The 17,278-nt window shown below is 67.2% G+C and carries 16 protein-coding genes and 1 pseudogene; 2 read left to right on the plus strand and 15 right to left on the minus strand.

What is annotated here, in order from left to right:
* The first annotated feature begins 23 nt into the window (after window positions 1-23).
* Window positions 24-428, plus strand: a pseudogene (locus tag ACFYO1_RS30900) (DUF6545 domain-containing protein).
* 114 nt (window positions 429-542) lie between these two features.
* Here ACFYO1_RS30900 and hpf read toward each other — a convergent pair.
* The 7 genes from hpf to ahcY form a co-directional block, all read right to left on the minus strand.
* Window positions 543-1,307, minus strand: a complete 765-nt coding sequence (hpf, locus tag ACFYO1_RS30905; RefSeq protein WP_387238355.1) for a ribosome hibernation-promoting factor, HPF/YfiA family — start codon at window positions 1,305-1,307, stop codon at window positions 543-545.
* 182 nt (window positions 1,308-1,489) lie between these two features.
* Complete coding sequence (locus tag ACFYO1_RS30910; RefSeq protein WP_387238358.1) at window positions 1,490-2,134, minus strand: ComF family protein; 645 nt, start codon at window positions 2,132-2,134, stop codon at window positions 1,490-1,492.
* A 124-nt stretch (window positions 2,135-2,258) separates the two neighbouring features.
* Window positions 2,259-4,076, minus strand: coding sequence for an MtrAB system accessory lipoprotein LpqB (gene lpqB, locus ACFYO1_RS30915; RefSeq protein ID WP_387238361.1), 1,818 nt, complete (start codon window positions 4,074-4,076; stop codon window positions 2,259-2,261).
* 2 nt (window positions 4,077-4,078) lie between these two features.
* Complete coding sequence (gene mtrB, locus ACFYO1_RS30920; protein WP_387238727.1) at window positions 4,079-5,818, minus strand: MtrAB system histidine kinase MtrB; 1,740 nt, start codon at window positions 5,816-5,818, stop codon at window positions 4,079-4,081.
* A 115-nt stretch (window positions 5,819-5,933) separates the two neighbouring features.
* Complete coding sequence (gene mtrA / locus ACFYO1_RS30925; RefSeq protein ID WP_069163595.1) at window positions 5,934-6,611, minus strand: MtrAB system response regulator MtrA; 678 nt, start codon at window positions 6,609-6,611, stop codon at window positions 5,934-5,936.
* A 78-nt stretch (window positions 6,612-6,689) separates the two neighbouring features.
* The gene (locus tag ACFYO1_RS30930; RefSeq protein WP_387238365.1) at window positions 6,690-7,337 is read right to left on the minus strand and encodes a dTMP kinase; all 648 of its coding nucleotides are present in this window, start codon (window positions 7,335-7,337) and stop codon (window positions 6,690-6,692) included.
* Window positions 7,338-7,458: 121 nt separating this feature from the next.
* A complete protein-coding gene (ahcY, locus tag ACFYO1_RS30935) occupies window positions 7,459-8,943 on the minus strand; it encodes an adenosylhomocysteinase (protein WP_387238368.1) in 1,485 nt (494 codons plus the stop codon).
* Between the two features lie 102 nt (window positions 8,944-9,045).
* Between ahcY and ACFYO1_RS30940 the strand changes: the two genes are divergently transcribed.
* Entirely contained in the window at window positions 9,046-10,092 is a 1,047-nt protein-coding gene (locus tag ACFYO1_RS30940; protein WP_387238371.1) for a glycerophosphodiester phosphodiesterase family protein, read from the plus strand.
* Between the two features lie 18 nt (window positions 10,093-10,110).
* On the opposite strand, the gene ACFYO1_RS30945 is transcribed toward ACFYO1_RS30940, so the two are convergent.
* The 8 genes from ACFYO1_RS30945 to cofD form a co-directional block, all read right to left on the minus strand.
* Window positions 10,111-11,259: an alkane 1-monooxygenase gene (locus ACFYO1_RS30945; protein ID WP_387238374.1), complete on the minus strand. Its 1,149-nt coding sequence runs from the start codon at window positions 11,257-11,259 to the stop codon at window positions 10,111-10,113.
* Between the two features lie 295 nt (window positions 11,260-11,554).
* Complete coding sequence (locus tag ACFYO1_RS30950; RefSeq protein ID WP_387238377.1) at window positions 11,555-12,175, minus strand: TetR/AcrR family transcriptional regulator; 621 nt, start codon at window positions 12,173-12,175, stop codon at window positions 11,555-11,557.
* A gap of 40 nt (window positions 12,176-12,215) precedes the next feature.
* Entirely contained in the window at window positions 12,216-12,398 is a 183-nt protein-coding gene (locus ACFYO1_RS30955) for a rubredoxin (protein WP_387238380.1), read from the minus strand.
* Window positions 12,395-12,568, minus strand: coding sequence for a rubredoxin (locus ACFYO1_RS30960; RefSeq protein ID WP_387238383.1), 174 nt, complete (start codon window positions 12,566-12,568; stop codon window positions 12,395-12,397). The genes ACFYO1_RS30955 and ACFYO1_RS30960 overlap by 4 nt, the downstream gene beginning before the upstream one ends.
* Window positions 12,565-13,815 (minus strand): alkane 1-monooxygenase, encoded by a 1,251-nt coding sequence (locus tag ACFYO1_RS30965; RefSeq protein ID WP_387238386.1) that lies wholly within the window; start codon window positions 13,813-13,815, stop codon window positions 12,565-12,567. The genes ACFYO1_RS30960 and ACFYO1_RS30965 overlap by 4 nt, the downstream gene beginning before the upstream one ends.
* 182 nt (window positions 13,816-13,997) lie before the next feature.
* Complete coding sequence (locus tag ACFYO1_RS30970; RefSeq protein WP_387238389.1) at window positions 13,998-14,516, minus strand: NUDIX hydrolase; 519 nt, start codon at window positions 14,514-14,516, stop codon at window positions 13,998-14,000.
* Window positions 14,513-15,853: a coenzyme F420-0:L-glutamate ligase gene (locus ACFYO1_RS30975; protein ID WP_387238392.1), complete on the minus strand. Its 1,341-nt coding sequence runs from the start codon at window positions 15,851-15,853 to the stop codon at window positions 14,513-14,515. The genes ACFYO1_RS30970 and ACFYO1_RS30975 overlap by 4 nt, the downstream gene beginning before the upstream one ends.
* Entirely contained in the window at window positions 15,853-16,851 is a 999-nt protein-coding gene (gene cofD / locus ACFYO1_RS30980) for a 2-phospho-L-lactate transferase (protein ID WP_387238395.1), read from the minus strand. The genes ACFYO1_RS30975 and cofD overlap by 1 nt, the downstream gene beginning before the upstream one ends.
* Between the last annotated feature and the right edge of the window lie 427 nt (window positions 16,852-17,278).

Here is a 17,278-nt window from a genome sequence, read left to right on the forward strand (position 1 = left end):
CGGTAATCGTCTTCGTCGTCGCCGTGGCGATCGGGCAGTTCGCGCTGCTCCACCGCACCACCATCGATCGCCTGCTCAATCGCTCGCTGGCCGTACCCGAAATCGTGCTCCCCGCAAGCGATTCGGTCACATCGGACGCGCGCCTGCTGCGTATGACGGTCGAGATCCGCGACGCCCTGATGCACCTGCACCGTTACCTGCCCGCCGACCGGACGAGGCGCGGCCCACCAAGCAACGAGCGCTAGGCCGGGCAGTTGAAACAGGCCATCACGGCCAAGCGCACCGGAGCCGCCCCGGCCGCGGCACCATGCGAGGCCGATGGGTTCGACGCGCCGTCGAACGACATCGACGCCGACATCCGCCGCCTCCTCGACCTCGCGCGGGCCTGGAATAGCGAAACTCGCAAGGCCACAACGAGCCTGGGGTAATCGTGGCGAGGCCGAGTCATCGGCGGCGGATGGATCTGCAAACCGAGGCGGATCTCCGGGCACCCAACTCGAGCGTTGACTGCCCGGAGTGGTGGATAGGGTGCGAACCCTGGACTATGCGAGCCGGATAAGGCCGTAGTCGAAGGCGTGCCGACGATAGACAACCGACGGTCGGTCGGTCTCTCGGTCTTGGAAGAGGAAGAAGTCGTGGCCGACGAGTTCCATCTGGTAGAGGGCGTCGTCGACGGACATCGGGGTCGCGGTGTGCACCTTGGTGCGAACGATATGGCCGGGCCCGGCCGCGTAGTCCGAGTTCTCCGGCAGGTCGTCGGTGCGACGGCGGGACTCGCCGTCGGGGTGGTCGTGCGCGGCGGAAGCGCCGTTTCCGTTCGGCTGGACGAACAGCGAGTCGTCCACCAGATCGGCGGTCGCCTGGGCGACGGAGACCGGGGTCTTGTCCCCGTAGTGCACCTTGCGGCGGTCCTTGGTGCGGCGCAGGCGGCTTTCCAGCTTCGCCGTCACCGACTCCAGCGCGGCGTAGAAACTGTCGGCGCAGGCCTCGGCCCGCACGATCGGGCCCTTGCCGCGCGCGGTGATCTCCACCCGCTGACAACTCTTGCGCTGCCGACGATTTCGTTCGTGGAACAGCTCGACGTCGAAAATGAAAATGGACGGATCGAAGCGTTCGAGCCGGGAGAGTTTCTCCGCGACATAGATTCGAAAGTGATCCGGAACTTCGACATTGCGACCCTTGACCACGACGTCCGCGCGGGGCGTCCTGGTGCGGTCCGCAACGGATTGTTCGGTCACGTCCAAGGTGCTGTCATCCAACACCGAAGGATCGGCGTCTTGCACTGAAGGTCGTGAAGAAGTCGTCACGCGTACCTCCCGAATATGGCCGCACAGACAACGCTCGTGCGGCGGGAATGAGCCGTGCCGATAGACGATCTCTCGGCACATGATGTCCGAGGCGCCACCTCCAAACTCCCGGTTCGGGTGTGTGTTCGCGACGCTAGTACGACATCGGGGAGTGCGCCAGTGTTCACGCAAATTTCCCGGAGTCAAGCAGCACAGGTAACCAGTACCGCGCGTGTCGGCAGGCCGATCCGAGCCAGTGCGCGCACCGACTCGCGCGCGGTGGCACCGGTGGTCAGCACATCGTCGACCAGCACTACCTCGGCGTTTGCCGGAATCTGCGGTATGGCCGCGTGACCGGGTAGTGTGGTGACCCGGCCGTGCAGATTGTGAGCCCGCTCACCGGGTGTCAAGCCCACCGAATCCCGCACAGCCCACCACACTCGGAGCACGGATACCATCTGGCTATCGGGCAGCCAACTCGCGGCTACCCGCGCTGTGCGCAACACCGGATCGCCGCCTCGCCGGCGCGCGGCGACCGTGCGGCTCGGGGCGGGAATGAGCACCAGCGGCCGATCCCCCGCCCGCAAGCGCGCCAGGCCGCGGGCCAGCGCGAGCCCGAGCGGCTCGGCCAGATCCCGCCGGCCCCGCTCCTTGGCGGCCAGCACCGCCCGCCGCCCCGGCCCCGCGTACGGTCCGAGCGCCCAGCACGGCACCCCCGGATCGGTCCGCGGCCACACCCGGATCGGTGGGCCGGCGAGCGCCGCCGCACAGTCGGCGCACCAGCCGACCCCCGCCATCCGGCAGCCCGCACAGGACGCGGGCAGGATCAGATCCAGTAGGGTCCGCATCGCCCGAGTGTCCCCCCACCCACCGACAACCGACCCCGATCTGCCACAGCCGCACGCCTTTTGACAAACGCACGCGTGTCAGCGCGGCGAGCCGGGGTGCGGGAAGTCAGAAGTGGTGCGGCTGTCAGCCGGGCAGCACCGGGACGGCGTTCGCGCCCAGACCGGGCACCTCCCGCCAGTACGGCTCGCCACCGTCCGGATTGCTGGTCAGCTCCAGCACCGCACGCGAATCGGCCGCGTACTGGTGTTCCGGGTTGGCACTGACCTGCCGCACCGGCGCGGTCAGGTTCCGGCTGGTCTGCGGGGTCGGCTGCGAACCGTCGATGGACACGGTGCCGACCGGGTCGACGTTGCCCTCCCTGGAGATGATCAACCGGTCGCTGCCGAACCAGGACAACGACACCGCGGCGGCGCTCGAGTTGACCCCGACGGGCAGCGGTGAAGCCAGCGCGAATCCGCCGCCCGGCTTCGGAATGACTACCGCGACATAGACTTTCCCGTCGGCGATCAAGGCAGCCCGCACCCCCGTGCGGGAGATCCGCAGCTCGGTGATGGGTGCCCGGAAGGCCGCCCCGGAGCCCGCGGAGGTGAGCGCCGAGGTGTCCACGTCCTGCACCGAGACGGTGTTGGTGGACCGGTCGTTGACCGCGCGGATCACCCGTTCGCCATCGATCACCGCCCACGCGGCGGTGCCGTCGATGTTCCAGGACGGCCGGGTGATGGAGTTGCCCGCGGCGACCGGGATCGCGTTACCGCCGTAGGTGCCGATCATCAAGGTGCGCGCCGGGTCCGGCGCGGGCCGCCCGGTGTCCGCGACACCGGCGACCAGCTGACTGTCCGGCGACAGCGCCGCGGACAGCAGGTTGTTCACCGTGCCGAAGTAGCCCGGCGCCGGGGTGATCGGCGCGTTGTTCTCCGGAACCTGCACCAGCGCGCCGCCGCGCAGCGCGTGCAGCCCGACCTGGCTGTTCCCCAGCGTCGGCTGGCTGTACTGCTGCACATCCGAGACCGCCCAGCCGCTGCCGGTGAACCGGTCGTCGAACGGTTTCCCGTCCGCCAGCAGCACATACGGCCCGAGGATGTCCGCGCCGGCCAGGGTGAGCACCACCTGCGCGGCGAGCAGCTCGCGATCGTGCGGATTGAGCGCCGAGGCGCCGGCGAAGTCGATCTTCACCCCGCCGAGCCCGACGCCGACCTCGTCCGGATCGCCGTTGGCCTTGGTGACGGGGCCGCGCAGGGTGATCGGCGCGGCCAGCTCGTTGCGCAGCACCGGGGCCAGCGCGGGCTGGGTGCCCTCGCCGAGCATCGCCAGCAGCCGCTGGGTCAGCTGGGCCTTGGGCACGGCGGCCCAGCGCAGGTCGGGCACCACCACGCTGCTGGTCGGGTCGACGAAGTAGAGCGCGTATCGCCGGTACATCTTGCCGAACGCGATGGCGTCCATGACGACACCGTCGGGCAGCTCGTCGATGCGCCACTCGTCGTTGACCTTGGTCATCTCGATCTTGTTTTCCAGCGGCGGATCGGCCGAGGCCCGGTACGCGCCGTTGCTGTCCAGGTCGGCGATCTTGCGCGCCCGGATCCGATAGGTCGCCTTGTCGCCGGTGCGCGACTCGCGCAAGGTATCCGGCTTCTCCACGATCGTGGTGCCCGCGGAGTCGTCCCACTGCGCCGCGGCCGACGGGGTCATGTACTGGCGGGCCGCCAGGTGCCGGTTGGCCGGGTCGGCGGTCGCCAGCAGGAAGTCGCGCAGCAGCAGATCGGGGTCGCGCCCCTGGGTGGGCGGCGGCGGGCCCTCGGAGGTGGGCTCGCGGTTGATCGTGCCGAGCGCCTGCGGCGCCGAGGATTCCGGCAGGCTCGCACACCCGGACAGCACGACCAATGCCGCGAGGGCCGCCGCGCCGAACGCGAACAGCCGCTGCGTCCGCGCAGAACCGACTCGCATTCTCATGACGGTACGTCCCCTGATTCGTTCACCGTGCCTGCCCCCGCCGATGACTGCGCCGCGCCCGGCGCCGGCTGCGCGACGGCGGTCGAGCCGTTCCCGGCCGACGGCGCCGTGGCGCCGTCGACGGAGGTCGTACTCGATTCCGGCTCAACCGAATTCGGCACCAGCTCCAGTTCGGCCTGCCGCACCACGACCTGTTTGCGCACGGGCTCCAGGGACAGCGGGCTCGCGCCGAGCTTCTTGCCGCGCACCAGCGGCAGGGTCAGCCGGAAGCTCGCGCCGACGCCGACCTCGCCCCAGGCTTCCAGCCTGCCCTCGTGCAGGTTCGCGTCCTCGACGCTGATCGACAGCCCGAGCCCGGTGCCGCCGGAGCGGCGCATCCGGGACGGATCCGAGCGCCAGAACCGGTTGAAGACCAGCTTCTCCTCGCCGGGGCGCAGGCCGACGCCCTGGTCGCGCACCACCACCGAGACCGCGTTCGCGTCCACGTCACCGCGCATCCGGATCAGCACCGGCTTGCCCTCGCTGTGATCGATGGCGTTGGCCAGCAGATTGCGCAGCACCCGCTCGACCCGGCGCGGATCCACCTCGGCGACCAGCGGCTCCTCCGGCAGGTCGATGACCACCTCGACCCCGGCATCCTTGGCCAGGTGGCGCACCGTGGAGATGGCCGCCCGCGCGCACATCCGCACGTCCAGCGATTCGACCTGCAATTCGGCCACGCCCGCGTCGTGGCGGCTGATCTCGAGCAGATCGTTGAGCAGGCCCTCGAATCGGTCCAGCTCGTTGACCAGCAATTCGGCGCTGCGGGCCAGCGCGGGATCCAGATCGTCGCTGCTGCCGTGGATCAGATCCGCCGCCATCCGCACCGTGGTCAACGGCGTGCGCAGTTCGTGGCTGACGTCAGAGGTGAAGCGGCGCTGCAGGTTTCCGAATTCCTCCAGCTGGGTGATCTGGTTGGACAGGCTCTCGGCCATCTCGTTGAACGCCTGCGCCAGCCGCGCCATGTCGTCCTCGCCGCGCACCAGCATGCGTTCTTTCAGCCTGCCGTCGGCGAAGCGACCGGCGATCCGCGCCGCCGACCGGATCGGCAGCACCACCTGCCTGGTCACCAGCGCGGTGATCGCGGCCAGCAGAACCAGCAGCACGATGCCGCCGATCAGCATGGTGCCGCGGATCAGCGACAGGCTGCGGGCCTCGGTGGCCAGCGGGAAGATGAGATAGATCTCCAGCGTGGGGATTTCGGTGCTCGGGCTGCCGATGATCAACGCCGGACCGCGATAGCCGCTGGAGTCCGAGACGGTGGTGAACTGGCGGCTGACCTGTCCGCGCCGGACGAAATTGCGCAGCTCGTTGGGCACGTCCTGAATCGGGCCGGCCGCGACCTCCTGCTGGTTCGGGCCCACCATCGCGAGCACCACGTCGTAGCTGCCGGCCACGCCGGTCTGCGGGCCGCCGTCGCTGGACAGCGCGTTGCGCGCCGGCGTCAGCTGGTTACCCGTATCGTGCGTGCCGACCAGCTGGCTGTGCACCGCGTTGCGGGCGCGGCCCATCTCCTCGACCGCCGCGTTGATCTTGGTGTCCAACATCCGGTTGGTGATCTGATCGGTCAGCACCACGCCGAGGATCGTGATCACGATCAACGACAGGGTGATCGTCGAGACGGCCACGCGCAGTTGCAGCGAGCGCTGCCACAGATGACCGAGCAGTGTGCCCAGTTCGGTGAACCGGGCACCCATCGCCGCCAGCCGCCGCTCCAGTTGGTTTCTGGAGCGATCGGTCACGACCGAGCCTCGTCGGCGCTCGATGCCTCCGTCCGCACGAGCGCGGCCGCGCCTGGCTCACCGCGACGGATCACGGCGGTCCGGCCTTGTAGCCGACGCCGCGGACGGTCAGCACGATCTCCGGATTCTCCGGATCCTTCTCGACCTTGGCGCGCAGCCGCTGCACGTGCACGTTCACCAGCCGGGTGTCGGCGGCGTGCCGGTAGCCCCAGACCTGTTCGAGCAGCACCTCGCGGGTGAACACCTGACGCGGCTTACGGGCAAGCGCCACAAGCAGATCGAACTCCAGCGGGGTCAGCGAGATCTGCGCGCCGCCGCGAGTCACCTTGTGCGCGGGCACATCGATCACGATGTCGGCGATGGACAACAGCTCGGCCGGCTCGTCCTCGGTGCGGCGCAACCGGGCGCGCACCCTGGCGACGAGTTCCTTCGGCTTGAACGGCTTGACGATGTAATCGTCGGCACCGGACTCGAGTCCGAGCACCACGTCGACCGTGTCGGTCTTCGCGGTGAGCATCACGATCGGTACCCCGGAATCGGCGCGCAGCACCCGGCATACGTCGATGCCGTTCATGCCGGGCAGCATCAGGTCCAGCAACACCAGATCGGGGCGGATCTCGCGAACCGCCGCCAGGGCCTGTGTGCCGTCGCCGACCACATGCGGGTCGAACCCTTCCCCGCGCAAGACGATCGTGAGCATCTCCGCGAGTGCCATATCGTCGTCGACGACCAGAATCTTCGGCTTCATAATTACTATGTTGTCATCTCCCAGGCCAGGATCGGGCTGCCACGCCAACACTGGTGTGAACCCGCCGCACATCTAACCCTAATGGGTAATCAAATCGGCCAATCGCCCAGCCAGCGTGGCTGGATCGTCACCTGATCGGAATGTCCACCACGGCCCATACCAGTTCCGTTGAGCGAGCTCACGGTACACCGCGAGGGTGCGATGCTGCAGCGCCGCGTCACGTTCGTAGGCATCCAGGGCCCGAGTGTGGTCCAGCTCACCTCGCCGGCGGGCCCGTTCGGCCGCGAGTTCCGGTGAGACATCGAGCAATACCTGTAATGCGGGAGTGGGCAGGTCGAACCGGCCGTACTCCAATTCGCCTATCCAGCTGACGATCTTGCCGTCCGCGGACTGTTCCAGCCGGGCCGCGTTGTAGGCGGCGTTGGACGCGACGTAGCGGTCGAGCAGCACAATGTCGTTGTCCGCCAACGACTTCGTCAGTTCGTCGCGCGCGTCCGCCCGATCCAGCGCGAACAACAGCGCCATCGCGTTGACCGATGCCGCGAGATCGCCGTGCGCGCCATGCAGCGCCTCCGCCGCCAGATCGGCATGCACCGACCGTCCGTACCGCGGAAACGCCACCGACTCGATTCGCTTTCCCGCCGCCCGCAATCGACCGCTGACCTCCTCGGTCAACGTCCGCTTGCCAGCGCCGTCCAGCCCCTCGATCACCACCAGCACGCCCATGCCGAGCAGGCTACCCGCGCCCCCGAACCGGCCGAAGGCGCCCTCCGTCCCGTCTCCCGGGATGAAGGGCGCCTTCGGTCGCTAGCAAATTCGACCGAAGGGCGTCTTCGGCCGGGTGGGATCAGTAGCGGTAGTGCTCGGGCTTGTACGGGCCGTCGACGTCGACGCCGATGTACTCGGCCTGGTCCTTGGTGAGCTTGGTGAGTTCGCCGCCGAGCGCCTCGACGTGGATCTTCGCCACCTTCTCGTCGAGATGCTTGGGGAGACGGTAGACCTCGTTGTCGTATTCGTCCGGCTTGGTCCACAGTTCGATCTGCGCGATCACCTGGTTGGAGAAGCTGTTGGACATGACGAACGAGGGGTGACCGGTGGCGTTGCCCAGGTTCAGCAGCCGGCCCTCGGACAGCACGATGATCGACTTGCCGGACTCCTTGAACGTCCACTCGTCGACCTGCGGCTTGATGTTGATCCGGGTGGCGCCGGAGCGCTCCAGGCCGGCCATGTCGATCTCGTTGTCGAAGTGACCGATGTTGCCGAGGATCGCGTGATCCTTCATCGCCTTCATGTGGTCGAGGGTGATGATGTCCTTGTTGCCGGTGGAGGTGATGACGATGTCGGCGTCGGCGATCGCGCTCTCCACGGTGACCACGTCGTAACCGTCCATCAGCGCCTGCAGCGCGTTGATCGGGTCGATCTCGGTGACCTGCACCCGGGCGCCCTGTCCGCCAAGGGATTCCGCGCATCCCTTGCCGACGTCACCGTAGCCGCAGATCAGCACCTTCTTGCCGCCGATGAGCACGTCGGTGCCGCGGTTGATGCCGTCGATCAGCGAGTGGCGGGTGCCGTACTTGTTGTCGAACTTCGACTTGGTGACCGAGTCGTTGACGTTGATCGCCGGGAACACCAGCTCGCCCGCGGCGGCGAACTGGTACAGCCGCAGCACGCCGGTGGTGGTCTCCTCGGTGACGCCCTGCACCGAATCGGCGATGACGCTCCACTTGCCCCGGTCCGACTCGAAGCGCTCGCGCAGCAGGTTCAGGAACACCTTGTACTCGGCCGAGTGGCTCTCGTCCTCCGGCGGAACCACGCCGGCCTTCTCGAACTGCGCGCCGCGCAGCACCAGCATGGTGGCGTCACCGCCGTCGTCGAGGATCATGTTGGCCGGCTCGTCCGGCCAGGTGAGCATCTGCTCGGCGGCCCACCAGTACTCCTCCAGGGTCTCGCCCTTCCAGGCGAAGACCGGGGTGCCCTTGGGCTCGTCGACGGTGCCGTTCGGCCCGACCACGATGGCGGCCGCGGCGTGGTCCTGGGTGGAGAAGATGTTGCAGGAGGCCCAGCGGACCTGCGCGCCGAGCGCGACCAGGGTCTCGATCAGCACCGCGGTCTGCACGGTCATGTGCAGCGAACCGGAGATCCGCGCGCCCTGCAGCGGCAGCACCTCGGCGTATTCGCGGCGCAGCGCCATCAAGCCGGGCATCTCGTGCTCGGCGAGCCGGATCTCCTTGCGGCCGAATTCGGCCAGCGCCAGATCTGCCACCTTGAAGTCGATGCCATTGCGGACATCGACGGTGAGTTCAGTTCGGGCGGGAAGTTCTGAGGTCGTCATAGCCTCTATCTGCCTCTCCTGGAAAGGTCGGTACCAACACGCAAGGTTAGTCGCTGGCGTGGCGGGTGGGTACACTGTACTCATCCTTGCTAGCTTGGCGCGATGCCGAACCTCCGCGCCCTCGTCACGACCGCTGTCGCCGGCTCGCTAGTGCTCGGCCTCGGCGCCGCCTGCGACAGCCGATCCGACTCGTCACCGGCTACCCCGCCGCGAACGGTGGAGCTGCAAGCCCACCGCGGCGGCCGCGGTCTCACCGCCGAGGAGTCGCTCGCCGGTTTCGCCAAGGCGATCGAACTCGGCGTCAGCACACTCGAATTGGACATCGTGCTCACCCAGGACAAGATGCCGATGATCTGGCACGACCCGACCGTGCTCGGCACCAAGTGCGCGGACACCGCGCCGGTCACGCCGGACGATCCGCAGTTCCCCTACGTGGGCAAGCTGATGCACGACCTGACCTACGCGCAGACCCAGACCCTGGACTGCGGCAAGGCGCTCGCCGACTTCCCGGGCCAGCAGGCGGTGCCCGGCAACCGGATAGCCACGCTGCCCGCGCTGTTCGATCTGGTGAAGACCTACCGCGGCGCGCACCTGCGCTACAACATCGAAACAAAAGTGGAGGCCGAACATCCCGAGCAGTCCGCCACGCCGCAGGAGTTCGTCGACGTCATCCTGAGCACGGTCGCCGCGGCGGGCGAGACCGGCAATGTCGACATCCAGAGTTTCGACTGGCGTTCACTTCCGCTGGTGCGCAAGGCTAGTCCGACGATCCCGCTGGTCGCGCTCTACGACGACACCACCTTCGTCGCCGGCTCGAAGTGGCTCGGCCCGATCCGCTACGAGGACTTCGCGAACGATCCGCTCGGCGCGGTGAAGGCGCTCGGCGCGAACGCCGCCTCACCCGGCTACTCGGTTCCCTACGGCCGCAAGGCCGGTGAATCCGGCTTCGCGCTGGTGGCGGACAAGACCTACGTCGAGCGCGCGCACGAACTCGACCTGAAGGTGATCCCGTGGACGGTGAACGACAAGGCCACCATCGCCGCGCAGATCGATACCGGCGTGGACGGCGTGATCACCGACTACCCCGACCGCATGCGGGAGGTGCTGCAGGAGAAGGGATTACCCCTGCCTCCCGCCTACCGCCGCTGAGCCGGGGTAGCCGGTCGGCTACGCGGCGCCGGACTCCGGCACGTCGGACTCCGCCGGGTTCGGCTGCGCCGGACCGCCCTCGGCCGAATTCGCCTGGGCCGCACCGTTGATCGTGGCGACGGTGCCGTACTGCTCCAGCAGGCGGCGACGCTTGCGCGGATGGATGTTCGCCTTGGTGACGTCGCCGTCGTAATGCTCGAGCACCCGGTGGTCCATGATCGCCCGCCACAGCGGCGGCACGGCCGCGAACAGGATCATCGTCGCGTACCCGGCGGGCAGCTGCGGCGCCTGCATCGAGCTGCGCAGGGTCTGATACCTGCGGCCGGGATTGGCGTGATGGTCACTGTGCCGCTGCAGATGGAACAGGAAGATGTTGGTCACCAACCGATCGCTGTTCCAGCTGTCGCGCGGCGAGCAGCGCGCGTAGTTCCCGTTCGGGCGCTTGGCCCGCAGCAGGCCGTAGTGCTCGATGAAGTTCACCGTCTCCAGCAGCGACGCGCCGATCACCGCCTGCAGGATCAGCCACGGCAGGATGCCGACGCCGAAGAGCGCCATCATCGTGCCGAACAGCAGCACGCTCATCGACCACGCCTGCAGGATGTGGTTGTGCACGCTGAACCAGCGCAGGCCCTTGCGTTCCAGCCGCACCTTCTCCAGCTGGATGGCCGAGCGGAAGCTGCCGAACACGCTGCGCGGCAGGAACTCCCACAGCGTCTCACCGAGCCGCCCGCTGGCCGGGTCCTCCGGAGTCGCCACCCGGACGTGATGCCCGCGGTTGTGCTCTACGAAGAAATGCCCATAGAACGACTGCGCCAGCGCGACCTTGGCCAGCCAGCGCTCCGCGTGCTCGACCCGATGCCCGAGCTCGTGCGCCGCGTTGATGCCGATGCCGCTGACGAAGCCGAGAGTGGCTGCCAGGCCAAGCTTGTCGACGATGCTCAGCTCGTGACCCGCCCACATGGCGCAGGCGATCAACAGGCCGATCAGTTGAACAGGAAGGAAAAGATAAGTGCACCACCGGTAGTACCGGTCGTTGCTCAGCAACTCGTAATCCTCATCGCGCGGGTTGGTGCCGTCCTCGCCGACAACCCAGTCCAGGACCGGGATGACGATCAACACGATGATCGGACCGATCCACCAGAACACCTTTGCGCCCGTTTGCAACACAAGTTGCGAGGGCAAGAGTGCGCTCAGTGGAGCGATCAAGCCGAAAACCCATAAGTGTCGTTTGGGATCAGAAGATACCGCCGGTTTGCCAACCGTTTGCACGTTTGCCCCGCTAAATAGGAACCCTAACTCCGATGTACGAGAATAGTTCCAGACTGTACGGCCGTTTCGCAGATCTTGACGGCCGAAACGTGATGAGGGTTACATCCATGGCAGTTGGTTTTTAAGCGGGCTCACAGACGCTTGAAGCCATAGCTTACTTGGTGCAAACAGACTGGGGTTCTTCAGGGTTCGATCAGTGATCGATCCGGGCCGCCAGAATCGCTTCCACGTACGGACTCAGCAACGCACTCAACTCACCCGGCGCATCGCGCGCCGGATCCGGCGGCGTCGGGATGTAGCTCATCGCGATGCGAACGAGCGCGTGCGCGATGACATCCGATTCGGCCGCGGTCGCCGCGACCCAGCTGTGCTGGAATGCCAGCGACAACCGCCGGGTCGCTTGGTCGAGCAACGGTCCAGCATCGAGGGTGATGAGCCGCAGCAGATCCAATTTCACCTCGCCGGCGAGCAGTGATTGCACCAGCGGGTCGGCGGCGGCGTCGACGAAGAAATTCGTCATGCCCTCACGGAAGGCCGCGCGGACATCACCGACATTGCCAGTGATGGCCGCGTCGACGTGATCGACCAGATCGTCGGCCAGGCGCAGCGAATACGCCTGCGCCAGGCCACTGCGGGAACCGAACTCGTTGTAGAGGGTCTGTCTGCTCACGCCGGCCCTGGCCGCCACATCACCGAGGGTGATCTTGGACCAGTCCCGTTCGGTGAGCAGTTCGCGCATCGCCCCGAGGACGGAGGCGCGCAGGAGTTCACGCGCCGCCTCCTGATAGGGGATGCGGGTTCCGGAGCGCGGCATACCGGCGACCCTGTCACGGGTGGTTCCCGCAGTCAAAACCTCACGACCGTTCGATTTCGACCATGTAGAAGTCCGCCTTCGCCGCGCCGCAGTCCGGGCAGGTCCAGTCCTCCGGGATATCGTCCCAGCGGGTACCCGGCTCGATCCCGTCCTCCGGCCAGCCCTTGGCCTCGTCGTATTCGAAGCCGCACTGAATGCACTGAAAAAGTTTGTAGTCATTCATTTGACCGCTCCCATCGGTTCGAAATCGATCTTTTCCCGCACGCCGCAGTCCGGGCAGCACCAGTCGTCCGGAATAGTCGCCCACGGCGTTCCCGGGCGAAATCCTTCGTGCGGCGCGCCTTTCGCCTCGTCGTAAACGTAATCGCAGACGGGGCAGCGATAGCGATTCATGCCCGCACCTCGCCGGTCGCGGCGCCGCCCTGGTAGCGGGCAATCACCTTGTCCCGCTTGGCCGGGTGGATGTTCGCGAGCGTGATGTCCCCGTGATAGTGCGCGAGCACCCGCTTGTCCATCACCCGGCGCCACAGCGGCGGGAAGTAGGCGAGCAGGATCATGCTGGCGTAGCCGCTGGGCAGGTTCGGCGCGCCGTCCCAACTGCGCAGCGTCTGGTAGCGCCGGGTCGGGTAGGCGTGGTGATCGCTGTGCCGCTGCAGGTGGTACAGGAAGATGTTGGTCACGATGTGGTCGCTGTTCCAGCTGTGCACCGGGGCAGGCCGCTCGTAGCGCCCGGACGCCGTGCGTTGCCGGACCAGGCCGTAGTGCTCCAGATAATTGACCGCCTCGAGCAGGCTGAAGCCGATCACCGCTTGCAGCACCAGATACGGCAGCAGGGCGATGCCGAAGATCGCGACCAGCACCGCGTACAGGACCGCCGACATGAACCACGCGCTCAGCACCTCGTTCTTCGGGCTCCACCATTTCTTGTCCAACCGCGCCAGCCGCGTCTTCTCCAAGCGCAGCGACGACGTCAGGCTCCCCCACACGGTGCGCGGCCAGAAGGCCCAGAAGCTTTCGCCGACACGGGAACTCGCCGGATCCTCGGGGGTCGCGACGCGCACGTGATGGCCGCGATTGTGCTCGATATAGAAATGCCCGTAGAACGATTGGGCCAGCGCGATCCGGGACAGCCAGCGCTCCAGCCGGACCTTCTTGTGCCCCAATTCATGTGCGGTGTTGATACCGATGCCGCCGAGCATGCCGACGGTGATCGCCAGGCCGATCTTGTCCACCAGGTGCAGGCCGTTGTCGAAACCGAGCCAGCTCACCTGATCCGCGGTGATCAAATAGCAGGCCATGACCAGCGACGCGTATTGGAACGGCAGATACAGGTAGGTGAGATAGCGGTAGTACCTGTCCTGCTCCAGGTACTCCATCACCTCGTCCGGCGGATTGTCGCCGTCCGGCCCGAAGAATATGTCCGCCAACGGAATCAGCAGATACACCAGGATCGGACCGAGCCAGAACGGCACCTGCGCCAATCTATGCCAGCCAATGGCATTGAGCGCCAGTATAAGTGGGATACCGATCGTGAAAAGACCGGTGGGAGCGAACAATCCCCACAGCCACATGTAGCGCTTGCGATCGCGCCAGTCCGGGGTCGCCACCGGTTTCGCGGACGTGTCGGCGTCGGTCGACATCGTTGTCTCCAATCCAAAAGCGGCACGTCACGTGTGACGTGCGTTACCTCTGAGATGGACGATAGAGATCGATTTGTCGTTTGTCTATACAAATCATCTGATTTGTAAAGTAACGTGGGCGTGCAGACTGAAACACCCCGGTCAGCGCGGTGGCCGACCGGGGTGTGGACTGTTCAGGGGTGTTAGCGCAGCAGCACGTCCGCGTTCGCCGGCAACGCGCCGACCGGCCACCAGCGCAGATCGGTGGACTCCGCGCTGCGCACCGGAACCGCGTCCGCGGGTGCGGTGATCCGGAACAGCAGATCGAGATGCCTGGTCGGCAGGCCGAGCGAGCAAGTGATCGGATGCGCCTGCGCCCCATACAGTTCCGGCTCCAGCCGCAGCCCGGCGATGCCCGACTCCTCGGTGGCCTCGCGCAGCGCGGCGCCGGCCACCGTGTCGTCGCTCTCCTCGCAGTGGCCGCCGAGCTGGATCCAGCTGCCGACCCGCGGGTGCAGGGTCAGCAGCACCTCACGTCCGTCGTGCGAGAACACCACTGCCGAGGCGGTGATATGCCCCGGCACATGCTCGCGCAGGCATCCGCGCGGCGCCGACCCGAGGAACGCGAGCATGGCCTGGCGCAGCGATTGGTCCGAACCCGCGGCCGGAGACCAGGATTCGAGCAACGCCGTCGCCGACGCGTGCAGCGAATCAGCGGTCACAGTTCGACCAGTCCGAAGCCGGGAGCGGGCGTCGGCCGCGGCGTGAGTTGCTCGAGCGGATGACCGACGGCAATGGCGCCCAACGGGTTCCAGTCCTCGTCGAGGCCGAGCACGGCGCGGGTGACGTCCGGCGCGAAGATGGTGGAGCCGATCCAGCAGCTGCCGAGCCCCTCGGTCGCCAGCGCGACCAGCAGGCCCTGCACCGCCGCGCCGACCGCGACGGTGAACATGGTGCGCTCGTTCGCCCGCCGCCGCTCGTCCGGGTAGTCGTGCGCGCCGTCCGGCACGCAGAACGGGATGATCACCTCGGGGGCGTCGAAAAGGATTCGGCCACGGGCGATCCGGCGTTCGATCCGATCGGCGGGCAGTCCGTCGGCGGTGAGATCGGCGCGCCACTTCTCGGTCATCGCCGCCAGCAGTCGCGCGCGCAGGCCCGGTTCGCGCAGCCACACGAATCGCACCGGACGGGTGTGGTGCGGCGCCGGCGCGGTCAAGGCCACCGCGACCGCGGCCCGCACCCGTTCGGGATCGACCGGCTCGTCCGCGAACTGGCGGATCGAGCGGCGCAACAGCACCGCCTCGCGCCGCCCCTGCTCGATCGCCTCGGCGGTGCCGAGCCAGAACAGGTCGTCGGTGCCGCCGCGCAGCAGATCGACGGCGCTGGAGCCGTCGTCGGTGATCGGCAGCCCGCGCACCACCGCGACCGGTACGCCGCCGAGCTTGCCCTTCACCAGATCCGCCGCCGCGGCCAGCTCGTCCGCGATCGCCACCTGGGTGACGTGCAGCTCGTTGCCCTGCCCGTCGATCGCGCCCGCGTAGTCGTGCAGCACGCGCAGGCCCGAGGCGCCGATCGCGGTGTCGGTCTGGCCGTTTCGCCAGGCCCGGCCCATGGTGTCGGTGACGACCACGGCGACCCGCACGCCGAGCCGCTCGGCCAGCGCCGAGCGCAGGGCCTTCGCGCTGGCGTCCGGATCGGCGGGCAGCAGCACCAATTCGCCCTGCTCGACGTTGGAGCCGTCGATGCCGGACGCGGCCTGCACGATGCCCAGCTTGTTCTCGGTGATCAGGGTGCGGCCCTTGCGCGCGAGCACCCGCACGGCCTCCTGCTCGACCAGGGCGCGGCGCATCGTGTCGCGCTCCTCCGGGTCCAGCGGCGCCTCGACGATGCGGCCCTCGACCTTGGCCACGATCTTGCTCGTCACCACGAGCACGTCGCCGTCGGCCAGCCAGGGCGCCTGCGCGGCGATGTGCTGGGCGAGGTCGTCGCCGGGCCGGAACTCCGGCAGGCCGGTGATCGGCAGGATGCGCAGCTCGCCTGCCGCGTGATCGATGGTCATTACGGCTTCACTCCCGCGAGGTCCAGGGCCTCCCGCACCATCTCGGCGGTGGTCGGCGGATCGGTCATGAGCAGCGGGACGCTGCGTACCTCGACACCGGGCACGTCGGCGGTGTCGGTGGTGTGGATCAGCCAGCCGTCCAGGATTCCGGTGGCGGAGCGGGCGCCGTAGTAACGGCCGATCGCCTCGGCGGTCGTCTCGACGCCGATCACCGACAGACATTCGTCGGCCATGCCGCGCAGAGGTTTACCGTCGATCACACCGGATATACCGATTACTTTGGCCTCGGTGGTGCGCAATGCGCCGCGGATTCCAGGCACAGCCAGGATGGCGCCGATACTCACCACAGGGTTCGAAGGAGCGAGCAAGACCACATCCGCAGACTCTATGATCTCGGTCACATTCGGGGCTGGTTTGGCGTCCTCTGCCCCAATTGTGGCGAATCCATGGGTCTCGATGTTCGCGCGGTAGCGAACCCACCACTCCTGAAAATGGATCGCGCGACGTTCGCCAGGGTTGTCCGGGTCGCTCACAACGACATGTGTTTCACACCGATCGTCGGTTGCCGGGATCAGTTTCACGCCGGGCTGCCACCGGTTGCAGAGCGCCTCGGTCACCGCGGACAGCGGGTACCCGGCACGTAGCATTTCGCTCCGGATCAAGTGCGTGGCGAGGTCGCGATCGCCGAGCCCGAACCAGTCCGGTTGCGCCCCGTACTTCGCCAGCTCGTCTTTCGCGTGCCAGGTCTCGCCGGGCCTGCCCCAGCCGCGCTCGGTATCGATGCCGCCACCCAGGGTGTACATGCAGGTATCAAGGTCAGGACAGATCCGGAGGCCGTGCATCCAGACGTCGTCGCCGACGTTCACGATCGCGGAGACGTCGGCATCGGGCAGCAGTTCCCGGACGCCCTGGAGGAAGCGAGCGCCGCCGACACCCCCGACCAGGACGGCAATCCGTGGCCCGCCGACGGGTTCGGTGTCCGCTTGAAGGGAAGTCACATCCGCACAGCCTATGCGCTGCCGGACCGGGCGATGTTCGGGCCATAGTTGCTGGTCATTTGCCCTACTCCGACTCAAGATCATCTTCGAAAGCGTTCGCGGATAGTAACGGAATAGCGACGGCCGCTTGACCATCGACACGTCCGGCGTGTCTAATCACAGTCATGTCATTTCGGGTTCGCGCGAGAGTGCAAGGCGCGAACGGCTTTTCGAACAGATGTTCGCATCGGGATGACGAGCTCGGGGACGTCCGCGGGACAACGTCGCGGGGTATGGCCGTCGGTAAGCGTGTTGGTCCGACGGATCGAATCATTCTGCGCTAACACACAGTGAGGAGGCGGAGCGATGGCCAACGAGATGGTCTCGCCGACCGATTCCACAGCAGGCGCAGCACGTGGCGTCTGCGCAGAAAACGGCTGGATAGAAC

Source organism: Nocardia sp. NPDC006044 (assembly GCF_042871115.1).
Taxonomy (GTDB): Bacteria; Actinomycetota; Actinomycetes; order Mycobacteriales; family Mycobacteriaceae; genus Nocardia.

What these genes read in the sequence shown, in the direction of transcription:
- ACFYO1_RS30910 (WP_387238358.1), bottom strand. Translation starts at nt 2,134, where the DNA reads ATGCGGACCCTACTGGATCTGATCCTGCCCGCGTCCTGTGCGGGCTGC.
- lpqB (WP_387238361.1), bottom strand. Translation starts at nt 4,076, where the DNA reads ATGCGAGTCGGTTCTGCGCGGACGCAGCGGCTGTTCGCGTTCGGCGCG.
- mtrB (WP_387238727.1), bottom strand. Translation starts at nt 5,818, where the DNA reads ATGGGTGCCCGGTTCACCGAACTGGGCACACTGCTCGGTCATCTGTGG.
- mtrA (WP_069163595.1), bottom strand. Translation starts at nt 6,611, where the DNA reads ATGAAGCCGAAGATTCTGGTCGTCGACGACGATATGGCACTCGCGGAG.
- ACFYO1_RS30930 (WP_387238365.1), bottom strand. Translation starts at nt 7,337, where the DNA reads ATGGGCGTGCTGGTGGTGATCGAGGGGCTGGACGGCGCTGGCAAGCGG.
- ahcY (WP_387238368.1), bottom strand. Translation starts at nt 8,943, where the DNA reads ATGACGACCTCAGAACTTCCCGCCCGAACTGAACTCACCGTCGATGTC.
- ACFYO1_RS30940 (WP_387238371.1), top strand. Translation starts at nt 9,046, where the DNA reads ATGCCGAACCTCCGCGCCCTCGTCACGACCGCTGTCGCCGGCTCGCTA.
- ACFYO1_RS30950 (WP_387238377.1), bottom strand. Translation starts at nt 12,175, where the DNA reads ATGCCGCGCTCCGGAACCCGCATCCCCTATCAGGAGGCGGCGCGTGAA.
- ACFYO1_RS30955 (WP_387238380.1), bottom strand. Translation starts at nt 12,398, where the DNA reads ATGAATGACTACAAACTTTTTCAGTGCATTCAGTGCGGCTTCGAATAC.
- ACFYO1_RS30960 (WP_387238383.1), bottom strand. Translation starts at nt 12,568, where the DNA reads ATGAATCGCTATCGCTGCCCCGTCTGCGATTACGTTTACGACGAGGCG.
- ACFYO1_RS30965 (WP_387238386.1), bottom strand. Translation starts at nt 13,815, where the DNA reads ATGTCGACCGACGCCGACACGTCCGCGAAACCGGTGGCGACCCCGGAC.
- ACFYO1_RS30975 (WP_387238392.1), bottom strand. Translation starts at nt 15,853, where the DNA reads ATGACCATCGATCACGCGGCAGGCGAGCTGCGCATCCTGCCGATCACC.